Source organism: Bacillus crepusculi, assembly GCF_014764715.1.
Lineage (GTDB): Bacteria > Bacillota > Bacilli > Bacillales > Bacillaceae > Bacillus.
This window is the reverse complement of the sequence record NZ_JACXXE010000002.1, coordinates 44,852-63,318: the sequence shown is the minus strand read 5'-3', so window position 1 is coordinate 63,318 and position 18,467 is coordinate 44,852. Positions and strand designations below refer to the sequence as shown.

At 42.1% G+C, this 18,467-nt stretch carries 20 protein-coding genes; 7 read left to right on the top strand and 13 right to left on the bottom strand.

Annotated elements, in window-relative coordinates; translation table 11 throughout:
- Positions 1 to 80 precede the first annotated feature (80 nt).
- Positions 81 to 2,039 (bottom strand): BglG family transcription antiterminator, encoded by a 1,959-nt coding sequence (locus tag IEE86_RS04260; RefSeq protein WP_191096103.1) that lies wholly within the window; start codon positions 2,037 to 2,039, stop codon positions 81 to 83.
- A gap of 136 nt (positions 2,040 to 2,175) precedes the next feature.
- Here IEE86_RS04260 and IEE86_RS04255 point away from each other — a divergent pair, with 136 nt between their 5' ends.
- Positions 2,176 to 2,388: a hypothetical protein gene (locus IEE86_RS04255; RefSeq protein ID WP_224740802.1), complete on the top strand. Its 213-nt coding sequence runs from the start codon at positions 2,176 to 2,178 to the stop codon at positions 2,386 to 2,388.
- Positions 2,389 to 2,436: 48 nt separating this feature from the next.
- Here the strand turns inward: IEE86_RS04255 and IEE86_RS04250 are convergent, their stop codons facing one another.
- From IEE86_RS04250 to IEE86_RS04225, 6 genes are all read right to left on the bottom strand, one after another.
- A complete protein-coding gene (locus IEE86_RS04250) occupies positions 2,437 to 2,862 on the bottom strand; it encodes a YwqH-like family protein (RefSeq protein ID WP_191096102.1) in 426 nt (141 codons plus the stop codon).
- 286 nt (positions 2,863 to 3,148) lie between these two features.
- Positions 3,149 to 3,412, bottom strand: a complete 264-nt coding sequence (locus IEE86_RS04245; protein WP_191096101.1) for a YwqI/YxiC family protein — start codon at positions 3,410 to 3,412, stop codon at positions 3,149 to 3,151.
- Between the two features lie 38 nt (positions 3,413 to 3,450).
- Positions 3,451 to 3,876 carry a YwqH-like family protein gene (locus tag IEE86_RS04240; protein ID WP_191096100.1) on the bottom strand — a complete coding sequence of 142 codons (426 nt, stop codon included), beginning with the start codon at positions 3,874 to 3,876 and terminating at the stop codon, positions 3,451 to 3,453.
- 296 nt (positions 3,877 to 4,172) lie between these two features.
- Positions 4,173 to 5,579, bottom strand: coding sequence for a Na+/H+ antiporter NhaC (nhaC, locus tag IEE86_RS04235; protein ID WP_191096099.1), 1,407 nt, complete (start codon positions 5,577 to 5,579; stop codon positions 4,173 to 4,175).
- 143 nt (positions 5,580 to 5,722) lie between these two features.
- The gene (gene aspA / locus IEE86_RS04230; RefSeq protein ID WP_008345644.1) at positions 5,723 to 7,144 is read right to left on the bottom strand and encodes an aspartate ammonia-lyase; all 1,422 of its coding nucleotides are present in this window, start codon (positions 7,142 to 7,144) and stop codon (positions 5,723 to 5,725) included.
- A gap of 28 nt (positions 7,145 to 7,172) precedes the next feature.
- Positions 7,173 to 8,162 carry an asparaginase gene (locus IEE86_RS04225; protein WP_191096098.1) on the bottom strand — a complete coding sequence of 330 codons (990 nt, stop codon included), beginning with the start codon at positions 8,160 to 8,162 and terminating at the stop codon, positions 7,173 to 7,175.
- Between the two features lie 205 nt (positions 8,163 to 8,367).
- On the opposite strand from IEE86_RS04225, the gene IEE86_RS04220 reads away from it, so the two are divergent.
- The gene (locus IEE86_RS04220) at positions 8,368 to 8,715 is read left to right on the top strand and encodes a helix-turn-helix domain-containing protein (RefSeq protein ID WP_191096097.1); all 348 of its coding nucleotides are present in this window, start codon (positions 8,368 to 8,370) and stop codon (positions 8,713 to 8,715) included.
- A gap of 61 nt (positions 8,716 to 8,776) precedes the next feature.
- Here the strand turns inward: IEE86_RS04220 and IEE86_RS04215 are convergent, their stop codons facing one another.
- From IEE86_RS04215 to IEE86_RS04195, 5 genes are all read right to left on the bottom strand, one after another.
- On the bottom strand, positions 8,777 to 9,244 hold the full coding sequence (locus tag IEE86_RS04215) for a helix-turn-helix domain-containing protein (RefSeq protein WP_191096096.1): 468 nt from the start codon (positions 9,242 to 9,244) through the stop codon (positions 8,777 to 8,779).
- Between the two features lie 98 nt (positions 9,245 to 9,342).
- Complete coding sequence (locus IEE86_RS04210) at positions 9,343 to 9,870, bottom strand: YfjD family protein (RefSeq protein ID WP_191096095.1); 528 nt, start codon at positions 9,868 to 9,870, stop codon at positions 9,343 to 9,345.
- Positions 9,871 to 9,891: 21 nt separating this feature from the next.
- Positions 9,892 to 10,650 carry a hypothetical protein gene (locus tag IEE86_RS04205; RefSeq protein WP_191096094.1) on the bottom strand — a complete coding sequence of 253 codons (759 nt, stop codon included), beginning with the start codon at positions 10,648 to 10,650 and terminating at the stop codon, positions 9,892 to 9,894.
- A gap of 12 nt (positions 10,651 to 10,662) precedes the next feature.
- Entirely contained in the window at positions 10,663 to 11,859 is a 1,197-nt protein-coding gene (locus tag IEE86_RS04200) for a DUF6861 domain-containing protein (protein WP_191096093.1), read from the bottom strand.
- A 4-nt stretch (positions 11,860 to 11,863) separates the two neighbouring features.
- Positions 11,864 to 12,187 carry a WXG100 family type VII secretion target gene (locus IEE86_RS04195; RefSeq protein WP_191096092.1) on the bottom strand — a complete coding sequence of 108 codons (324 nt, stop codon included), beginning with the start codon at positions 12,185 to 12,187 and terminating at the stop codon, positions 11,864 to 11,866.
- A 226-nt stretch (positions 12,188 to 12,413) separates the two neighbouring features.
- Here IEE86_RS04195 and pepT point away from each other — a divergent pair, with 226 nt between their 5' ends.
- Together pepT and IEE86_RS04185 are read left to right on the top strand one after the other, a co-directional pair.
- On the top strand, positions 12,414 to 13,646 hold the full coding sequence (gene pepT / locus IEE86_RS04190; RefSeq protein WP_191096091.1) for a peptidase T: 1,233 nt from the start codon (positions 12,414 to 12,416) through the stop codon (positions 13,644 to 13,646).
- A gap of 288 nt (positions 13,647 to 13,934) precedes the next feature.
- Positions 13,935 to 14,114: a hypothetical protein gene (locus IEE86_RS04185; protein ID WP_191096090.1), complete on the top strand. Its 180-nt coding sequence runs from the start codon at positions 13,935 to 13,937 to the stop codon at positions 14,112 to 14,114.
- 99 nt (positions 14,115 to 14,213) lie between these two features.
- Here the strand turns inward: IEE86_RS04185 and IEE86_RS04180 are convergent, their stop codons facing one another.
- Positions 14,214 to 14,891, bottom strand: a complete 678-nt coding sequence (locus tag IEE86_RS04180) for a DUF3298 and DUF4163 domain-containing protein (RefSeq protein ID WP_191096089.1) — start codon at positions 14,889 to 14,891, stop codon at positions 14,214 to 14,216.
- Positions 14,892 to 15,052: 161 nt separating this feature from the next.
- On the opposite strand from IEE86_RS04180, the gene IEE86_RS04175 reads away from it, so the two are divergent.
- The 3 genes from IEE86_RS04175 to IEE86_RS04165 all read left to right on the top strand — a co-directional run bounded on the left by IEE86_RS04175 (position 15,053) and on the right by IEE86_RS04165 (position 18,431).
- On the top strand, positions 15,053 to 15,910 hold the full coding sequence (locus tag IEE86_RS04175; RefSeq protein WP_191096088.1) for a MurR/RpiR family transcriptional regulator: 858 nt from the start codon (positions 15,053 to 15,055) through the stop codon (positions 15,908 to 15,910).
- Positions 15,911 to 16,108: 198 nt separating this feature from the next.
- Positions 16,109 to 17,026 carry a 2-hydroxy-3-oxopropionate reductase gene (gene garR, locus IEE86_RS04170; protein ID WP_191096087.1) on the top strand — a complete coding sequence of 306 codons (918 nt, stop codon included), beginning with the start codon at positions 16,109 to 16,111 and terminating at the stop codon, positions 17,024 to 17,026.
- A complete protein-coding gene (locus IEE86_RS04165) occupies positions 17,010 to 18,431 on the top strand; it encodes a four-carbon acid sugar kinase family protein (protein WP_191096086.1) in 1,422 nt (473 codons plus the stop codon). The genes garR and IEE86_RS04165 overlap by 17 nt, the downstream gene beginning before the upstream one ends.
- Positions 18,432 to 18,467 lie beyond the last annotated feature (36 nt).

Below are 18,467 nucleotides of genomic sequence, written 5' to 3'. Positions count from 1 at the left end.
CCCCCTTTGCAAAAACTCGTGATCATCCTCCTTTTTGATGTTATTTTAAAAGCGCTTTCATTAACATCTAATCTTTTTCCTCACAGATGCGGAAATGGGTGTCTCGTTTTTTCGTCTGGCTGTTCCAATCGTTGTAGCGCCGCTGTCAGTTCCTCAAATGAAGTAGCCTTGATGAGTTGTTCCACGACTTCCTTCTGCTCTGTCAGACGCACAAGAAATTGATAAAGCGACTGCAATTCTTTTTGATACGTCTTCTGGATGCTTAACAAACAAACGACTTGTACCCGCTCTTCTCCCCAAAGCACAGGCTTTTTCAACGTGCAGATCGCACAAAATGTGTCATCTGTCGCCGGCTTAATCGGGTGAGGAATTGCGACCAAATGACCGAACGACGTGGGTGACACCTGCTCTCTTTCCAGTAATAGCTGTTCAAACTCGTCCGGGATTTGATTTTGTTCCTTTAGCACGTTTACGAAAAATTGAAGAACCTCCTCCCTTGATTGAAGGTCTTGTTGAAAAAATGTCAGCGCCGGACTGACATACCGCAACACCCCTGTATCCTGTGAATTCTGTACAAATCGTTTTAGCCGCACAATATCATCGTCACTAAGGATCGTATGTACATCAATCACTGGCACCGGCAGTGTGTTTTGAAGAGGAATGGTACTAATGATAAAATCAATGCTTCTCAGGTCATACGAAAGAAGTTCGTAGGCACTCGCAGTTCCTGCGATCTCCAGTCTTCCGCTAAAGGCCGCCTTGAGCTTATGAAGAAGAAGCTGACTGCTGGCAACACCCGTCGCACACACAATGAGGCATGTCTTTCTCACATGCTGTGATTTTGTCCGCTCGATTGCAGCCCCTATATGGAGTGCCAAATACCCGATCTCATCTTCATGGATCTCCACGCCTTCTTTCTCCTTCAGCCATCTGCCCATATAGACACCTGCTTCAAATGCAATAGGATAATGCTTTTTAATGTCCGGTAAGTAGGGATTACGAATGTTCATATCATACCTAAAACGATGAATGGCGGACCGCAAGTGAAGACTCAATCCAACAATCAGCTCCTTATCAAACTGAATATCCAGTGACATGTGTTCCTCGACATAAGCAAGCAATTGGTGAGTGATACGAAAGTGATCTTCGTCAAGCATGTGATACAGCGTGTGACCAGCTTCTCCATAAGCCACCACCTTTGCCCCCATTAAGTGAATCGCAATGTACGCCATTTCAGATAACGGAAAATCAATGGCTAATACATGGCGAATATCCTCTGCCATTTGTTTAGCCACTTGGAAAACTGGCTGCAGTTGAATGTCTTTCAATTCCGCATCTGGCATCATGACGAGTTTTTTCTCTTCGATTCGTTTGCATGCAATGGCGATGTGAGTCACTAAATTACTTAAACCGATTTCTGACAGATGAAGGCCGTTTGCTTTTGTACATGAACGCACCAAATCCTGAATCAATTGGTACATTTCTTCAGGTAACAGCGCAGGATTCGGATGCTCCTGCTGAAACACATGCTCTGCCATACAATATCTTAATTTCATTTCATCCCCTGTCAGCCGCAGTCCATATTTAGGGCGATGAGAGACAGAAAGTCCATGTAATGAAAACAAGTGCCTGACTGCTTTCAGGTCATTTTTCACCGTAGATTCACTCACAAATAATTCCTCTGCCAACCCGTCTAATTTGATATAGTCTTCTGACAGAAGCAGCCTTTTCAATAGATAAGTCACACGATCCTCAGGGAGATTCGGAATGACCTGTTCCATTTTCTCATTCCTTTCTCTCATCGACTTTTTCAAAAATGTACGAAAAGCTCCGTAATCCTCGACGGTCAATGTATACCCTGCCCCGCGTTTAATATGCAGTGCTGCTCCATGTTCTTCTAATATTAATTTAAGCGCTTTCAAATCTGTGCGGACTGTTCGTGATGTGACCCCAATCACACGGGCAATTTCTTCACTTGTCAGTTCCTGCTCCGCTTGCATCAATCGTTTCAGGAGCTCCTCCTGACGTAGAGATAGCATGGATTCCCCTCCCTTAGCCATTACTTTTGCCTATCATCATAAACGAAAATAGAACCCTTTGCCCAGTTTTTCTTTCAAAACGGGAACCTAGATATGGCTCAATCGTATCAATATGAAACAAGAGGAGGGATGCATCATGGGTTCTTTTATGTTTGTTGTCATCATCATATTGGCTTCTATAGGAGCAATCATTGCCCACCTGTTCACACCAAAGGATAAGCGCACATCTGCTAAGCGTTCTGCACATCATAGTTCCACGACAAGTACCTATACTGATTCTTATACTCATCACGCTTCTGATGCCTCCTGCGGGGGTGATTCAGGCGATAGCAGCGGTGGATGTGACTAAACAAAAAAACAGCCGCTCGCTGATGAGCAGGCTGTTTCGTTTATTGTTTTAAAGAGCTTTCCAGCCCCGTTCGATCAAATGCATAACATCTTTTGCAAAATCCTCGCCCTTTTCCATCACGTCCTGGGCTCTTCCTGCAAAATTACTGGCAACAGCCAGTTCCATTTTTTTTAATTCAAAGTGCAAGATTTTCTGGTCAATCTCTGATATATATTTTTCATATTCATTGTTCACGATGTCGCGCATTACACTGTAGGCGTCTTTCCGGTGGCGGTGAAAGTCTGTTCCTCTCTCACCTTTCCATGCCGTATCTAGAGCTGGCTTTTTGATTTCCTTTATGTCTGACTGGGCAAGATCTTGTTCTGTTTGAATATTGCTTTTCGCTGTCTTTAACCGAGAGATCATTTCGTCAAATTCTGCACGTTTGTTTTCAATTCCCATATGCAGATGGTGCAGCATCTCGGATAAGCTCATGTCATCCACCTCTATCGGACCTCATATGAAAGCACGGCATCAGCGCTTTGGAAGCGATCGAATCACCCGATGTTTCCCATCCTGACATTTCTATCGTTTGCTTTCATTATGTATAGTATAAGGTGAAAAGCCTTATGCTTAAATAGGGAAAAGGTGTCCTTTTGACGAGGCATTTGGAAGAAAACCGGAATAATACAAGGTCGTAAATCCTGTATTTTATATGAGTATTTATAACTACATTTCGCATCATGTCAATGTAATCCATAAATAAAGCGATTGTGCTGATTTATTTTGCAGCAATCGCTTCATCCTGTTCTTTTAACGTGTGTACATTAGAGCGTGTATCCTGAACATTTTTGATCAAAGCTTCTTTAAAGCTAGAGACCATTTCGCTAATCTCTGCTTCACGTGCCGTCCACTTGGTCACAAATTCAAGGCTGTTTTCACCCGCTTTATCTGCTGCTTTTTTCATGGCTAAAGCTTCAACTGCTTGGGAGACTTCATCTAGTTTATCCATGACTGTTTGGTAGTTTAACTTAATTTGTCCCATTGTGATATCCTCCAGATTTGTTCAGTATGAAAGCAGCCTTACAAGCTGCTCCATGCTTTTGAGATCAAACGCTTTGCATCCTCTACTGCGTCTTCTCCTTTTTCAGCAAGACGTGCGGCATCTCCAGCTAAGGAACTAGCAAAGGATAAGGCAGCTTGTTCAGCTTCTAATGTATTGATTTTGAATTCAATGCGGCTCACATAGCGTGGGTATTTGTCATTTACGATCGTTTGTAGTGCATCATGTGCTTCATTTCGCTCTGATTTGAAATCCTGGCTTCGCTCACCTTTCCAAGAGGTCCCAAGCTTTGGCTGCTTGATTTGCTTTAGGTCTGCTTCTGCCGCATCTTGTTCACGTTCAACCTTGCTTTTTGCCTTTTTGAGTCGAGCGATCTTCTCTTCGATTTCTGCTTTTTTATTTGAAATGCCACCGTTAAGGGCAGACAGCATATCCGATAAGCTCATATGGGTTCCTCCTCCTGTCAAAAAATAAAAACGCTGCTTAGAATCCCTCTAAACGAGCGTAATGATGAATTGCACTTTTTCCAATATTGTTATTATAAGGTTCAAAGACTCATGTTTGAATAGGGATTTATACTCTTTTTATGGGATATATATGCTTTCATTCTGCTCTACAATGAATCTTAAGTCCTTTTACATAGGGGGGCTAATATCATATTTGTTTTCTATGCATCGCCTATAGTCTTCCAGTCCTAGGACAAACAAAAGCCGCTCGGGTGAGAGCGGCTTTTGCGAATGGCTTATGAAGCCGATTCTTCTTTATTTTGTTGGTCTTTCACGTACCAAATGAATTTACCCGTGTAACCATAAATAATCGCAAGACCAATGGCGACAAAGCTCAACCACATAAATGGTAAATAAGAGAATGTCGATACGCCGAGAATCCCCGCCATGTAAATCCCGTTATCTGACCATGGAACCATACCAGACGTCATCGTTCCACCGACTTCAGCGTTTCTAGATAGAACGCGTCTGTCTATTTTCAATTTATCATAGCTTTTTTCCATAATTTTCGGTGTGAGAATTAATGAAACGTACATCGCACAGCCGAAGATATTCGCAAAGAATGCAACAACAAGTGTAGATAGCGTCACATTTCCTGCATTATACAATTTTTTCTCGAAAGTAGCGACGATGACTTTTAATACGCCTAAGTATTCGAGTACCCCACCGAAACCAAGTCCGAGAATAATGACAACTAGTGACCCTAACATATTGACAATACCACCGCGATTTAACAGCGTATTTAAGAAATCTACATCTGAGTTAATAGAGAACCCATTATAAGCTGTTCCAAGCGCATCCGCCGGGTTCATTCCTTGGAATGCCATTGCCCAGACTGCACCAAGAAGGGCACCAATCGCGATAACAGGCATTGAAGGTTTCTTAAATACGAGCAGTAATACAACCACTACTGCTGGGATGATCATCCAAATGTTGATGGTAAATGTATCATGAAGCGCATTTTTCAAAAATTCTACTTTGTCTTGATCAATGTTTCGTCCGCCATACATAAAGCCTGTCACTGTAAACATAATCGCCGTAATCACAAAGGCTGGTATGGATAAGACCATCATTGCTCGAACATGTGCGAGCACGTCCACTTTTGAAAGAGAGGAAGCGAGCACTGTACTATCTGATAACGGGGATAATTTATCTCCAAAATAAGCTCCTGATAAGACGGCACCTGCTACAATCGGAAGCGGGATCCCAAGCCCTTCACCAATTGCAATCATCGCAATACCTGCTGTTCCAACCGTTCCCCATGAGGTTCCTGTTGCAACGGACATAATCGCACAGATGACCAGTGTAGCTAGTAAGAAAATATTAGGATGAATGAATTCTAGACCATAGTAGATGAGCGTAGGAACAACTCCACCTGCAATCCATGTTCCAACAAGTGCACCTACTGCAATTAAGATCAAAATGGCTTCTAACCCGTTCGATATCCCTTTTGTGATCGCATTTTGAAGATCCTTATACGAATGTCCCAATCGAATACCTAATGCGATAACTATAAACCATGAGATAAACAATGCGAGTTGAATATCCAATTTAAAATAAAGAGTAAATGATAAAACAATTGCTAAAAACAAGCCAAGTACAGACACGACTTCTAAAATAGACGGCAGACGTGGTGATTTCATTTTGTTTCCTCCCTTTGTGCGTGCGTTAAGCGTTTTCAAAATATTGTGAAAAAAGTGTGTCAATTCGAAAGAAAGTGAATTGCCTGTTTTTCTCTTTTTCACAGGCAATTCCACATATTAATAAAATAAAATTTTTGATATTATTATCGCTCTAGGAGCTCCGCACCCGCAATACCAGGCTTTGTCATCTCGTAAGGATTCAAAATAATATCAAGTTCTTCTTCTGTTAACACATCATTTTGCAGGCAAAGATCTCTGATCGATTGTCCTGTTAAAATGGCTTCCCTTGCGATTCTAGCCGCGGCTTCATAGCCTAAGTGAGGGTTTACCGCAGTAATGACACCTGCACTTTTTTCGACATATTCTTTCAAACGTTTTTCATTTGCTTCGATGTCCGCTAAGCAATGATCCGTGAATGAACGGAATCCGTTATTCATTATACTAATAGATTGAAGCAAGTTAAAGACCAAAACAGGCTCCATCACATTTAACTCAAGCTGGCCTGCTTCAGAAGCAAGACAGATGGTGTGGTCGTTTCCAATGACCTGGAATGCGATTTGGTTAATGAGCTCTGCCATGACTGGATTGACTTTCCCTGGCATAATGGATGATCCTGGCTGACGGGCTGGCAAAGCAATCTCAGCAAGACCTGCACGTGGGCCAGATGCCATTAAGCGAAGGTCATTGGCAATTTTAGACATGTTCATCATACAAACTTTTAATGCGGCGGATACTTCTGTGTAAGCATCTGTATTTTGCGTAGCATCAACGAGATGCTCTGCGCCTACAAGCGGGAGACCCGAAATATCAGCTAGCTTCTTCACCACGATTTCAATATAGCGTGGATCTGCGTTTAGGCCTGTCCCAACAGCTGTCGCACCCATATTCACTTCATATAAATGCTGCTTCGATTGGTTGATCCGTTTAATATCACGACTTAGTACGCGGCTGTAGGCTTCAAATTCCTGTCCCAAACGGATTGGAACCGCATCCTGCAAATGCGTACGACCCATTTTGATCACATGATCGAATTCCTTCGCTTTCTTTTGGAAGACGTCCTGCATCGCTTGCATCGTTTCAAGCAGAATATCTAACTGCTTGAGCACAGCAATATGGATAGCCGTCGGGAATGAATCATTCGTCGATTGCGACATGTTCACATGTGTGTTTGGACTTAAATGAATGTATTCACCCTTTTGATGCCCCATGATCTCTAGAGCTCTATTCCCAATGACCTCATTGGCATTCATATTCATTGAAGTGCCTGCGCCGCCTTGAATTGGGTCTACAATAAAGTACTCATGTAGCTTGCCTTCAATGACTTCATCAGACGCTTGAACGATGGCATTGCCAATTCCTTCATATAAACGTCCAACTTCCATATTGGCTTGAGCTGCTGCTTTTTTAACAATGGCAAAGGCTCTGATGAGCTCCTCATGCATGCGATATCCTGTAATCGGGAAATTCTCTTTTGCACGAAGGGTTTGAACACCATAATACACGTCTGCCGGAATTTCTTTTTCACCAAGAAAATCCTTCTCGTAGCGATAAGTTGCTTGAACCATCTGATATGACCTGCTTTCTATAGAATAGTTAAATCACTAAATCTTCTGCGATTGGCGTTTCCATAATCTTTTTCACTTCTCTTGGATCTGTTGTTTTGCCTAATGCCCACATGAGCTTCGGCACGATGGCTTCTGTGTTCATGTTTCGTGAACGTGCCACCAGCTCTTGATTGATTTTGCGTCCTACTTCATACACACTCATGTCTTCTCCTTCTTCGAGACACTGAGTAGTGATGACAACAGAAATGCCTTCTTCCAGCAATTCGTTGATCTTTTCTAAAAGGTTTCTTCCTTCGAAAGGAATTCCGCCGCTTCCGTAGCTTTCGATCACGACCCCTTTGTACACACCTTTGATCGCATCTAAAAACTCAGGCTTCAATCCTGGATGCAGTTTTAATAGGCAAACATCCGTGTTTAAGGATGCATCTAATTTAAGCGGTTTCATTGGAGTTCTTTTTACTTTGCTATTGTATTCAATTTGATGGTTTTCAATCGATGCAATATATGGGTAGTTAATACTCTCAAATGCATCATAGCTTTTCGTTCTTAGTTTGATTGCACGTGTTCCTTGAATCACTCTGCCATCAAACACGACGTATACGCCGCCTACACCGTCACATGCAAAGCGAATCGCATCTGTGATGTTTTTCTTCGCATCTGTTTTCTTAAACGTAATCGGAATTTGTGAACCTGTAATGACGATCGGCTTATCAGGATTTTGCAGCATATAAGATAGAGCTGCTGATGTATAGGCCATTGTGTCGGTTCCATGAGTGACGACAAATCCGTCATATTGATCATAATTTTCATAAATGGCTGTTGCAATATCGACCCAGTATTCAGGCTGCATATTGGTACTATCTATACTCATTAGGGACTTTGTGTCCATTGTGTAGTCTGCATTAATTTCGTTTAAATAGCTTAAAAGGTCCTCAGCTTTAACACCTGGAGCTAAACCATTTTCACTCTCTACAGATGCAATCGTCCCACCAGTGGTTAAAAGCAATAATTTCTTCAACAGGTCCACCTCTTTCGTAAAATTACTTCCTTTGTCACACATATTATAAGCTAGCTTGTGCTATTCTATAATATACGCTTTACGCGTACCTTCATTGCCATTATAGTCACATAACGCGAATTAATCAAGAAATTATTACGCATAACGCGTACACTCTATGTCAAAATATGATATACTGTTGTTGTATATAAAGGAGCGTTCATGTATGATACTCGATCGTTTAACCACCCTTAGAAAAAAGAAAAAATGGTCTCTCCAGCATACGGCAGATCGCCTAGGTATCGCCAAAAGCACCTATGCCGGTTACGAATCTGGGTACCGACGACCTTCGCTTGAAGCAGTGAAGCTGCTGGCTGATTTGTATGATACGTCCATTGATTTTTTACTTGGTAGAACGGACGAGCCAGAGATAAAGCGCAAACTCTCTGATATCAAAATTGAACTGACGGATGCAAAAGAAGGAACCATCCTCGTAGATGGTGTTCCACTAACTGATGAAGAAATCAAACAGCTTGTTGCCTTTATTCGGGCGAAAAACACTCTGAAAGTATAAACAAAGAAAAGAGAGGTCCCTATCATACGGGTACCTCTCTTTTCTTTTTGATATTAGCTGTTTATGAGGAAGGAGTCGTCAGCTGGCTTAATTCCTCTAACCGCCGCTTCGCTTCTTCTTTATTAAACGAACTATAATAGCGATAATTCTCATCATCTAAGATGCGGTAATGCTGACTGAGCACATTTTGCTGGAGACGAAACGCGCCTTTTTTTATAGAGGTCCGCCACCAAACCTTTCCGCCAATTGTACGCTCAACAGATAGATGCAATTCATCATGTGCCACGACTTCCAAAATCTCAAGCGGGTCATCCCCAAGTGTCCCTTTTAAAATGTCACTATCCCTGAATAATGCACATACAGCCGCAGTTTGCGTCCAATTGAGGCGCAGCCTATTTTTTTCAACCTGCTGCAAATGCCGTTTCGATAGACCAAGTACCTCAGCCATGCGGTCCTGCGTATAATTCTTTTCTTTTCGAATCCGTGCCATTTGTTCTGTGACGAGGTCGATTACCATCTCTTTGTCCATCTCTCATCACCTCTCCGAGTGTTCAGTCTTTACTGACATCATACACGATTTTCTCGAAAAAGTGGCGCCTCATCCTATAGAGTCATGACGAAAGAAGCCTAGTTGATCTGCTCTTCGACCTGGCCATGCTGCTGTCTCCAATTTTCTTGGGCTGCCTGATGTAAATATGGATAGATCTCCTGTTTGACGGTTTGCTCAAATACTTCTTCATCTAAAATGCTGTACGCCGGAATTTTGATCAATTTCCCATCTACTTTCCGAATGAGCACATCCATGAAGAGACATCCTCTTATACTGTAACGGTGCCGGCGCATGTCGATTGATTGAATGTCTTGAAAAGGGATCGTTTGCTTCAGGTGCAAAACAGCGCCTTTCTCTCCGGGCTGAATGCGAAAAATCACATTTCCTCTTTTCGTAAAAGCCGGCAGAATCATTAAAAAGGAGATCCAGCCATAGACTATACCTAATAGCCCGCCTAAAAATAAAAACAATGTATAATTCGATTCAAAGGTAAGAGCTTCTGAAAATAGCCAAATACCGATGATGCCAAAGCCGCCCGTTGCTAAGAATGCCCATACTCTTAAAAAGGGTCTGCTCCTCACTTCTATTACTTCACTTGGATTCAAGCGTCATTCTCCTTTTCTCCATTAGAATATCGAACGTAACCTGTCTCGATGAGCCGTCTCAATGCGAAATTCATTTTCTTTTATTCCTGATACAAGCCACGATTGGTTCTCACCTGGAATCACAAATATCATGGACTCCACATCCGGCGTATTGTTTTTGTCATAGACTACCTTCATGAGGGAATCCATCTTTCCTTTTCTCGCCTGCACATCGGTCACAAATGCCTTCACGAGTTCTTGATTCTCTGCCTTATTAAGGAAGGAAAGCCACTCATCTTTCGCTTCGCTTGCTTGCTCTAAGAGCATTTCAAATTCCTCCGCTTGCAGGGTGATGACAGGTGCAGGATGATCACTCATGTGTATGTTCAAAAAGACTTCCACTTGTTCCTCTGCCTGCTGATCGTCTTTCAGTTTGTGAATCTGATGGACTTGTTGATCATAAAGCGTATGATGCGCATATACGCCCGACTGCGTCGTATGAAAGGAGGTACTGACTTCTTCATCTAACTCTCCAAATCGAGACGCCTTGACGGTATGAGATGCATCATTCATGGCCTGGATGAAATGACGGTACTCTGCTTTATAACGATATTGTCTGTTTCGAAATTCAAGTACACCTTTTGCAAGTAAAGAGCGGCACGCAATTTCAAATAAAAACCCTAGGCGTTCATCCTCTACATCAGGATAATAGGCTTCCTTTAAGGTCATGCCTTGTTCAAAATAGCCTTCACTATAGAAACTAAAGATAAGTTCCTCGATACTTAGACTTAGCTGATCCAACTTGATCTCTCCTTATCCAAAAGAAAATGCGCCCTTAAAGAAATCGCCTGCACCCTTTATCAGCGAGTCTGCGGTTTCTTTTGTTTTTTCGATCCCCTTATGTATCATCTGATTTGCTTGATCAATGGTGTCATTAACTGCTTTCACCCCTTGACCTGCCAGCTCAAATGCTTGTTTCCCTTTATCCACGACTGCGTGAATCGGATCCTTTAATTTCACTGCGACCTGTTCCGCAAAACCCGATGTCAGCTTGGCGACTTTTTCTCCAATAAATCCACCTACTGCTGATCCAATGGCTCCACCGACAACGGTTCCAATCGGCCCTGCAAAGCTTCCAAGAGCGCCGCCGACAACGGCACCTGCGACAGATCCGCCAGCGATAAAGACCGTATTGTTCACTGCATTTCCAACAGCCTTTGCATTTTCACGCTTGAGGACTTCCGGCTGATCACCGAATTCTGCATAGTTCTCGGCAATTTTTAATCCACAGCCAACTGTTTCCGTTGCACCTGTGACAACCGTTGCAATAATGGCATTTCCTTTCGCAAATCTTGCCCCATTTTTCAGAACAGACTTGATACCAGCCGTGTCCTTCCAATTGATACTTCCTTTTGTAAAATCACGGACACTATTCGTAAACGCAACCGTATCATCAGGATAAAATTTTGTGAATTTCTTATGGACCAAATCAGCCATCGACCAGTTCGATCGTTTTAATAATTCTTTTTTACTCAGCCAAATCCTTGCTAGCCGGTCAAATCTCGTTCCTTCTACCCGGCTGGTCAAATCAAGCAGCAGCTTTGAATGCTGAGCGGCATAGCGGCCATTATCTTTAATGAAGGTCGTCATTCCAAGCCCGTAGTATTTCGCCTGCATCATCACGATACCAGCTAGGCTCGTGAGCGTGCCATATTGATCATAAATGCTGTACATTTTGCGTAAAATATCATCCGCTTCGACCATTTTATCTGTTGCATGACGAATGGCGATATCATCATTGCTCAATTTGCTGATTAATGCTTGTCCAGCACTCCATGCATCTCCAACACCAGAAAAACAGCTTCTATAACGAGGATCACAGCCTAAAATCAGACCATCCAGTTCACTATGTAAATCGTGGTGCTTTGTTTCGATGGTAGAAAGCTCTCCTACAAAATCATTCGCCAGCCCTGTCAGCTGATCTGGATCAACTACAATGTCACGTGCCATCACATCATCTCCCTTCTCGGTTTCTTTCTCTCCGTTCTTCTCGTCTTTTTCGCTCAAGCTCTTCCATTCTGGCTATTTCGGCTTTACGCTCCTCGATCTTGACCGCTGCATCCCGCAGTTCCTGGCTCGTTTCAAGCAAGTCTTTTTCAAATTGATCATAGCGTACCGTTGTTTCCTCAAAGCTTTGATCAAATGTATTCCTTGCTTCTCCCTGCCATCCCGATCCTATTGCCTTCAGTCGATTCTGAAGCAGCTGCTTCGACTGCCGAACCTCATCAGCCGCTTCCTGAAACTTTTGAGCGAGTGCCAGCGTTTGACTAGAATCCAACTTTCGCACCCCTTTCTCCCAATTTAACGTACAAATGGATGATTTTATATGTCCTCATTATAAATAAAAAGACACCCAAAAAAATCACCCTAAAGAACCATTCAGCACATCACCTAATGAAAGTAGGTCTTTTTCCTCTCTAATTGCCAGAGAAAGCCTTTCTTGTTATGAAGCGCATTCAAGACGTGATAAAATGAACGTATTCTATAAAAGGAGTGACGTATAGATGAAAGAGGAAATGATTCAGCGTTTCACAAGTTATGTGAAGGTAGATACGCAGTCGGATGCAGAAAAGGAAAGCTGCCCATCTACTGAGGGACAGTTGAACCTGGCGAGACAGCTTGTTGAAGAGATGAAATCCATCGGGATTCAAGAAGTAACAATGGATGAAAACGGCTATGTCATGGGAACGATCCCGTCTAACACAGACAAAGAAGTGCCGACCATTGGCTTTTTGGCTCATATCGACACAGCCACTGACTTCACTGGCAAGAATGTGAAACCGCAGATTCATGAGGACTACCAAGGCGGTGACATCACATTAAATGATGATCTACATATCGTGTTATCTCCATCACAGTTTCCAAATTTGCGAAAATACCAAGGACATACGCTTATCACGACTGATGGCACGACCTTACTTGGTGCAGATAACAAAGCAGGTATCGCAGAAATTATGACCGCCATGCATTACCTGATTGAGCATCCAGAAATCAAGCACGGAAAGATTCGAGTCGCCTTTACGCCAGATGAAGAGATTGGCAGAGGACCGCACAAATTCGATGTCGATGCCTTTGGCGCTTCCTATGCTTATACGATTGACGGCGGACCGCTTGGAGAGCTTCAATATGAAAGCTTCAACGCAGCAGGTGCGAAAGTATCGATTAAAGGAAACAACGTCCATCCAGGGACAGCCAAGGACAAAATGGTCAGTGCTGCGAAGATCGGGATGCTCTTTCACAACAAACTTCCTTCAAATGAATCTCCAGAATACACAGAAGGATATGAAGGCTTTTTTCACCTGACGAAGTTTGTAGGAGAAGTTGAAGAAGCAGAGCTGCAATATATTATCCGTGATTTTGATAAAGAGGCATTCAACAATCGCAAAGCATTATTTGAAAAGATTGCAAATGACTTAAAAGCAGTCTACGGCGAAAACAGTATCACCCTCCGCATTCAGGATCAATATTATAATATGAGAGAAAAAATTGAGCCTGTGAAACATATTGTGGACATTGCTCATGAAGCCATGGAAAACCGCTCAGTGACACCTGTGATCGAACCTATACGCGGCGGCACAGATGGCTCTCAGCTTTCATATAAAGGTCTCCCAACACCAAATATCTTTACTGGCGGGGAAAACTTCCACGGTAAATATGAATTTATTTCCGTTGAAAACATGGTGAAAGCAACAGAAGTCATCGTGGAAATCGCACGTTTATTTGAAGAAAAAGCATAGACATGTTTACAACCGTTCCTGTTCGGGAACGGTTTTTTAATAAAAGTTTACAATATTCTGAAACTTTTATGACACTTATTCGTACTAATAGAGACAACCCCAGAAAAATTCTTCTTGACGAGTGCAATAACTGGAAATATAATAGTTAAAAACAACCAGTATTTTAGACCTAAATTAGCAGATCAACTAAACCATAAGAACTAAGCCGATTCTGCTACTTATTTTCAGTTATAAACATCACTCACCCTGTCTACACTTAAAGTATAGGATGAATTGGAGGAATGTCATATGATGATTTTATTGATTATCGCTTCACTTTGCTGCTACTTACTCTTCTCTTTCAAAAAAGATAACCGCACCCAAAAACGAAAAAGCGCAGAGCTTTCGGAGTTTGAAATCTTTCGTATGCGCCGCCAGTACAACGGCAAACGCCGTCACCCACTAAACAATGCACCCAAACAAGTATAAATCCAAAGAAGGAGCCTCAATCTGGGGCTCCTTTATTTGTGTAAGAACATGTTTTAGACACATAAAAAAACGACCACATCCAGTGGCCGTTTCTCTTTTTTATTTATACACCTTTGCAGGAACTTGAATCATCGGAATTCCTTGATAGTATGGTGCAATTTCATATGGCTGGAAGACAACAGCAATCCCCTTTTTCGTGAAGTAATACTGCGTGTTGTAGTTGATTTGAATATCACTTTTTTTCAGGTTCGAATAGAATTTGTTTTTATGCTTCTTTGTGTAGTTATAGATATAATCTCTTACTTTAGTACGCTTTTTCTTTGTTTTCACAACGTCAGTAAAGAACAGCTGCTTTGTCTTTTTCTTTGTTAACACGTAGTTCATGCTGGTAACCATCGTATCCCCATGCATTCTACCGTCATTCATGTAATCATAGTTTAAGATACTTAGTTTCTTCCCATTGTTAAATTTCGTTTTAAACGATCTCTCATAAGTGATCTTCCCAATGCCTTCCTTTTTCGCTTCATCCTTTAAGTATAAGTACGTAGAATAAGAGAATGCGATATCTTCTTTTAAATCACGGTTGATCGTTTTCATATGCGGTTTGCTTAGGTTTTTCACCTGTGCATATTTGAACGTTTTCTTCTTTTTATAATAGTGTGTGCTTACTTTTGCTTTTTTGGCTTGTTTGGCATCCACAGATCCAACTGGAGCAAACAAAGAAACAATCAGCGAAAAAATAAGTAGGCTGATCGTTAGGCCTTTTTTCATTGTCATAGTAAAAACCCCCATTTTTGTCTATTACCAATTGAGTATACCATGACAAAAGAACCAAAAGAAGTGTTTTTTTCCATATTATTCTTCCTTTTTCCACACCGATTTGTTTACCGTTTTCATAAGTTCCTGTATGCTTAATGTAGAATGCTAGATGAAGTGTGGTGTTGATCATAGAAGAGAATATTTTTAGTCATATTCGGACAACGTTTCATAGTTTGTCCCCAACCCAGAAGAAGATTGCCAATTACATTTTACAAAACCCTCAGAAAGTTGTGCTTCATTCCATTAGTGCACTCGCTACTGAATGCAACACAAGTGAAACGACGATCTTTCGGTTTCTACGAAAAATTGGCTATGAATCGTACCAAGTGTTTCGTGTCCATGTCGCACAGGATATTGCGACCAATACACCTCAATCCATATACGGCGAGATTGAGGCATCTGATAGTGTAGCAGACATTAAACATAAGGTCATAGAGTTAACCACAAACTCGATTCAGGATATGAAGCATATTTTAGAGGATGATGCTGTGACACAATTTATTGCGCAAATGAAACAGGCACATAAAACCGTCTTCTTTGGAGCAGGTGCATCCAGTTTCATTGCCGGAGATGCTTATCATAAGTTCCTCCAGCTTGGTTTTGAAGTGAGTCTTTGCAGTGATCCGCATATGATGAACATGATTGCAACACACGCCACGGAACACGATTTCATCGTCGCGATCTCACATTCAGGAGAGAGCAGAGAAATCCTTGATGCCGTGCAGTTTGCTAAAGAAAAAGGGGCAAAGATTGCCTCTATCACAAGCTATCCGAAATCAGAGCTCGCAAAGCGGTCCGACTTTCATCTGCTCAGTTCATCAAGGGAAACAACGTATCGTTCCGATTCCATGATCTCCCGTATTAACCAGCTTGTGATCATTGATGTTCTTTACGTCGCAGCTGTTTTAGAGCTAGGGACAAATGCCATTGAAAACGTGAAACGTTCTCGATTAGCCGTAGCTAAAAATAAAACATGAATGCAAAAGGCCGGAGCTGATTCCGGTCTTTTTTTGTGACTTTTCTCATATTTTTCGTTGACACATTCCTATCATGTCATGTACATTAAATGAACAATAGTTTATTTCCTACTATTAATTATATAAGATAGTATATATACTAACAAATAAAAAAGAAAGCGCTTTTTGTAAGGGTTTTCTAAATAGGAGGCGGTCAAAATGTCAAAGCAGATTGGATTCATTGGACTAGGTATTATGGGAAAACCTATGGCACTCAATCTATTAAAAGCCGGTCATACTGTGACTGTTTTTGATATTCATGAGGAAGCCATTCGAGCGTTACAAGAAGCCGGAGCAAAGGGTGCTATTTCAGCAGCTGATGCAGCTTCTGAAAGCGATATCATCATCACAATGCTTCCTAAAGGAGAGCATGTAGAGACAGTTGTTTCAGGTGATCAAGGTATTTTAACTACAGCTAAACCTGGCACAGTCATCATAGATATGAGCTCAATTTCTCCTGTTACCTCAAGGGCATTAGCTGCTCGTTCAAAACATCATCAGGTGGAATTTATCGACGCACCTGTCAGCGGTGGAGAGCCAAAGGCAATAGACGGAACACTTGCCATTATGGCCGGCGGCGAAGAGGATATCTTTAAGCAAGTGAAGGATGTCTTGCATGCGATGGGCACAGAAGTCGTATTAGTTGGGGCAAACGGAAGCGGCACAACAGCGAAGCTTGCCAACCAAATCATCGTCAACTTAAATATAGCCGCTATGTCTGAGGCGCTCGTTCTTGCTGCTAAATCAGGCATTGCCATTGATAAGATGTATGAAGCGATCCGCGGTGGGCTGGCAGGAAGTGCCGTTCTCGATGCAAAGGTTCCTCTCATTTTAGAACGAAACTTTGAACCTGGCGGGCGCATCGATATCAACTTAAAGGATCTAACCAATGTCATGGAAACGGCTCATGATATCGGCGTCCCTCTCCCGCTTTCTAGTCAGCTGCTTGAAATCTTCCATGCCCTCAAAGCGGACGGAAAGTCTGGGCTTGATCATGGCGCCATCATTCAATATTACGAAAAAATGGCTCATGTCGAAGTGAAGAAAGGATCAGATGATCATGAAGCAAAGCACTGACTTATTGAATGCTATTCCGAAAGCGGATTCAAAAAGGATTCAAACGGCATATGAACAAGCACTAAAAAGCTTTCATCATAAAGTCATAGTATTAGACGATGACCCAACAGGGATTCAAACCGTACACGGTGTCTCTGTTTTCACTGATTGGTCAGAGGAAAGCATTGAAGCTGGCTTTCTTGAAGATAGCCGTATGTTCTTTATTTTGACCAACTCTCGCAGTATGACAGAAAAAGAAACTGCCGCTGCGCACGAAACAATTGCTTCAACGATTGCGAAAGTGGCTGAACGGCTTGATCAGGCTTTCATCATTGTCAGCCGAGGGGATTCTACCCTGCGTGGACACTTTCCGCTGGAAACTGAAGTACTCAGAACGACCATTGAACAGCAAAGCTCCCATCAATTTGATGGAGAAATCCTTATTCCTTTTTTCCAAGAAGGCGGACGCTTTACGATCAACAATATTCATTACGTACAGGAAGGACACGACTTGATTCCCGCTGGTGATACAGAATTTGCACGAGACCGTACATTCGGCTTTCAGTCGTCTCATCTCGGGGAGTGGATTGAAGAAAAATCAGGCGGAACGTTCACAAAGAAGAACACCACCTACATTTCGTTAGACGATCTACGTGCTTTATGCATAGATCAAATAAAAGATCAGCTCATAAGTGTGAAAGATTTCAATAAGGTGGTTGTAAACGCTGTCGATTATGACGATGTCAAAGTATTTGTCACCGCCCTCATCGAAGCCATTCAAACAGGAAAGCAATTTATGTTTAGAAGTGCAGCGGCGCTTACAAAAGTACTTGGTGGCATTCACGATCAAGCTTTATTAACAAGACAAGAATTGATCAAAGAAGAAAGCCAGCACGGTGGTCTCATCATAGTTGGTTCTCATGTCAAAAAAACAACGGAACAGTTAAGAGCGCTTCAACAAAAGAGGGAGATGGCCTTTATTGAATTTAACACACATCTCGTGTTAGAACCTGAGGCATTTCTAGATGAAATGGATCGCGTGATTCAGCAAACTGAAACACTGTTAGCATCAGGTCAATCTGTAGCTGTTTACACAAGGAGAGAACGACTTGACCTTGGGGATGATCGTCAAGAGGAAGAATTGAAGCTTTCTGTACAAATTAGTGATGCTGTAACAAGCATTGTCCAGCGTCTCACGATTCGTCCTAAGTATCTCATTGCCAAAGGTGGCATTACCTCAAGCGATATTGGAACGAGAGGACTTGGTGTAAAGCGTGCGACTGTGGCAGGTCAAATTAAACCAGGTATTCCCGTTTGGCAAACAGGAGAAGAAAGTAAATTCCCCTTCATGTCTTACGTGATTTTCCCGGGAAATGTTGGCTCAAAAAATACGTTAAAAGAAGCTGTAGACATACTTGAAGGATAAAGCATAGGGAGTATTCTCGCTCCCTTATGCACCACA

Bases quoted from the DNA above. Each gene is read 5' to 3' on its own strand.
- IEE86_RS04260 (WP_191096103.1), bottom strand. From the start codon at position 2,039: ATGCTATCTCTACGTCAGGAGGAGCTCCTGAAACGATTGATGCAAGCG.
- IEE86_RS04255 (WP_224740802.1), top strand. From the start codon at position 2,176: ATGGGTTCTTTTATGTTTGTTGTCATCATCATATTGGCTTCTATAGGA.
- IEE86_RS04250 (WP_191096102.1), bottom strand. From the start codon at position 2,862: ATGAGCTTATCCGAGATGCTGCACCATCTGCATATGGGAATTGAAAAC.
- IEE86_RS04245 (WP_191096101.1), bottom strand. From the start codon at position 3,412: ATGGGACAAATTAAGTTAAACTACCAAACAGTCATGGATAAACTAGAT.
- IEE86_RS04240 (WP_191096100.1), bottom strand. From the start codon at position 3,876: ATGAGCTTATCGGATATGCTGTCTGCCCTTAACGGTGGCATTTCAAAT.
- nhaC (WP_191096099.1), bottom strand. From the start codon at position 5,579: ATGAAATCACCACGTCTGCCGTCTATTTTAGAAGTCGTGTCTGTACTT.
- aspA (WP_008345644.1), bottom strand. From the start codon at position 7,144: ATGGTTCAAGCAACTTATCGCTACGAGAAGGATTTTCTTGGTGAAAAA.
- IEE86_RS04220 (WP_191096097.1), top strand. From the start codon at position 8,368: ATGATACTCGATCGTTTAACCACCCTTAGAAAAAAGAAAAAATGGTCT.
- IEE86_RS04215 (WP_191096096.1), bottom strand. From the start codon at position 9,244: ATGGACAAAGAGATGGTAATCGACCTCGTCACAGAACAAATGGCACGG.
- IEE86_RS04200 (WP_191096093.1), bottom strand. From the start codon at position 11,859: ATGGCACGTGACATTGTAGTTGATCCAGATCAGCTGACAGGGCTGGCG.
- pepT (WP_191096091.1), top strand. From the start codon at position 12,414: ATGAAAGAGGAAATGATTCAGCGTTTCACAAGTTATGTGAAGGTAGAT.
- IEE86_RS04185 (WP_191096090.1), top strand. From the start codon at position 13,935: ATGATGATTTTATTGATTATCGCTTCACTTTGCTGCTACTTACTCTTC.
- IEE86_RS04180 (WP_191096089.1), bottom strand. From the start codon at position 14,891: ATGACAATGAAAAAAGGCCTAACGATCAGCCTACTTATTTTTTCGCTG.
- garR (WP_191096087.1), top strand. From the start codon at position 16,109: ATGTCAAAGCAGATTGGATTCATTGGACTAGGTATTATGGGAAAACCT.
- IEE86_RS04165 (WP_191096086.1), top strand. From the start codon at position 17,010: ATGAAGCAAAGCACTGACTTATTGAATGCTATTCCGAAAGCGGATTCA.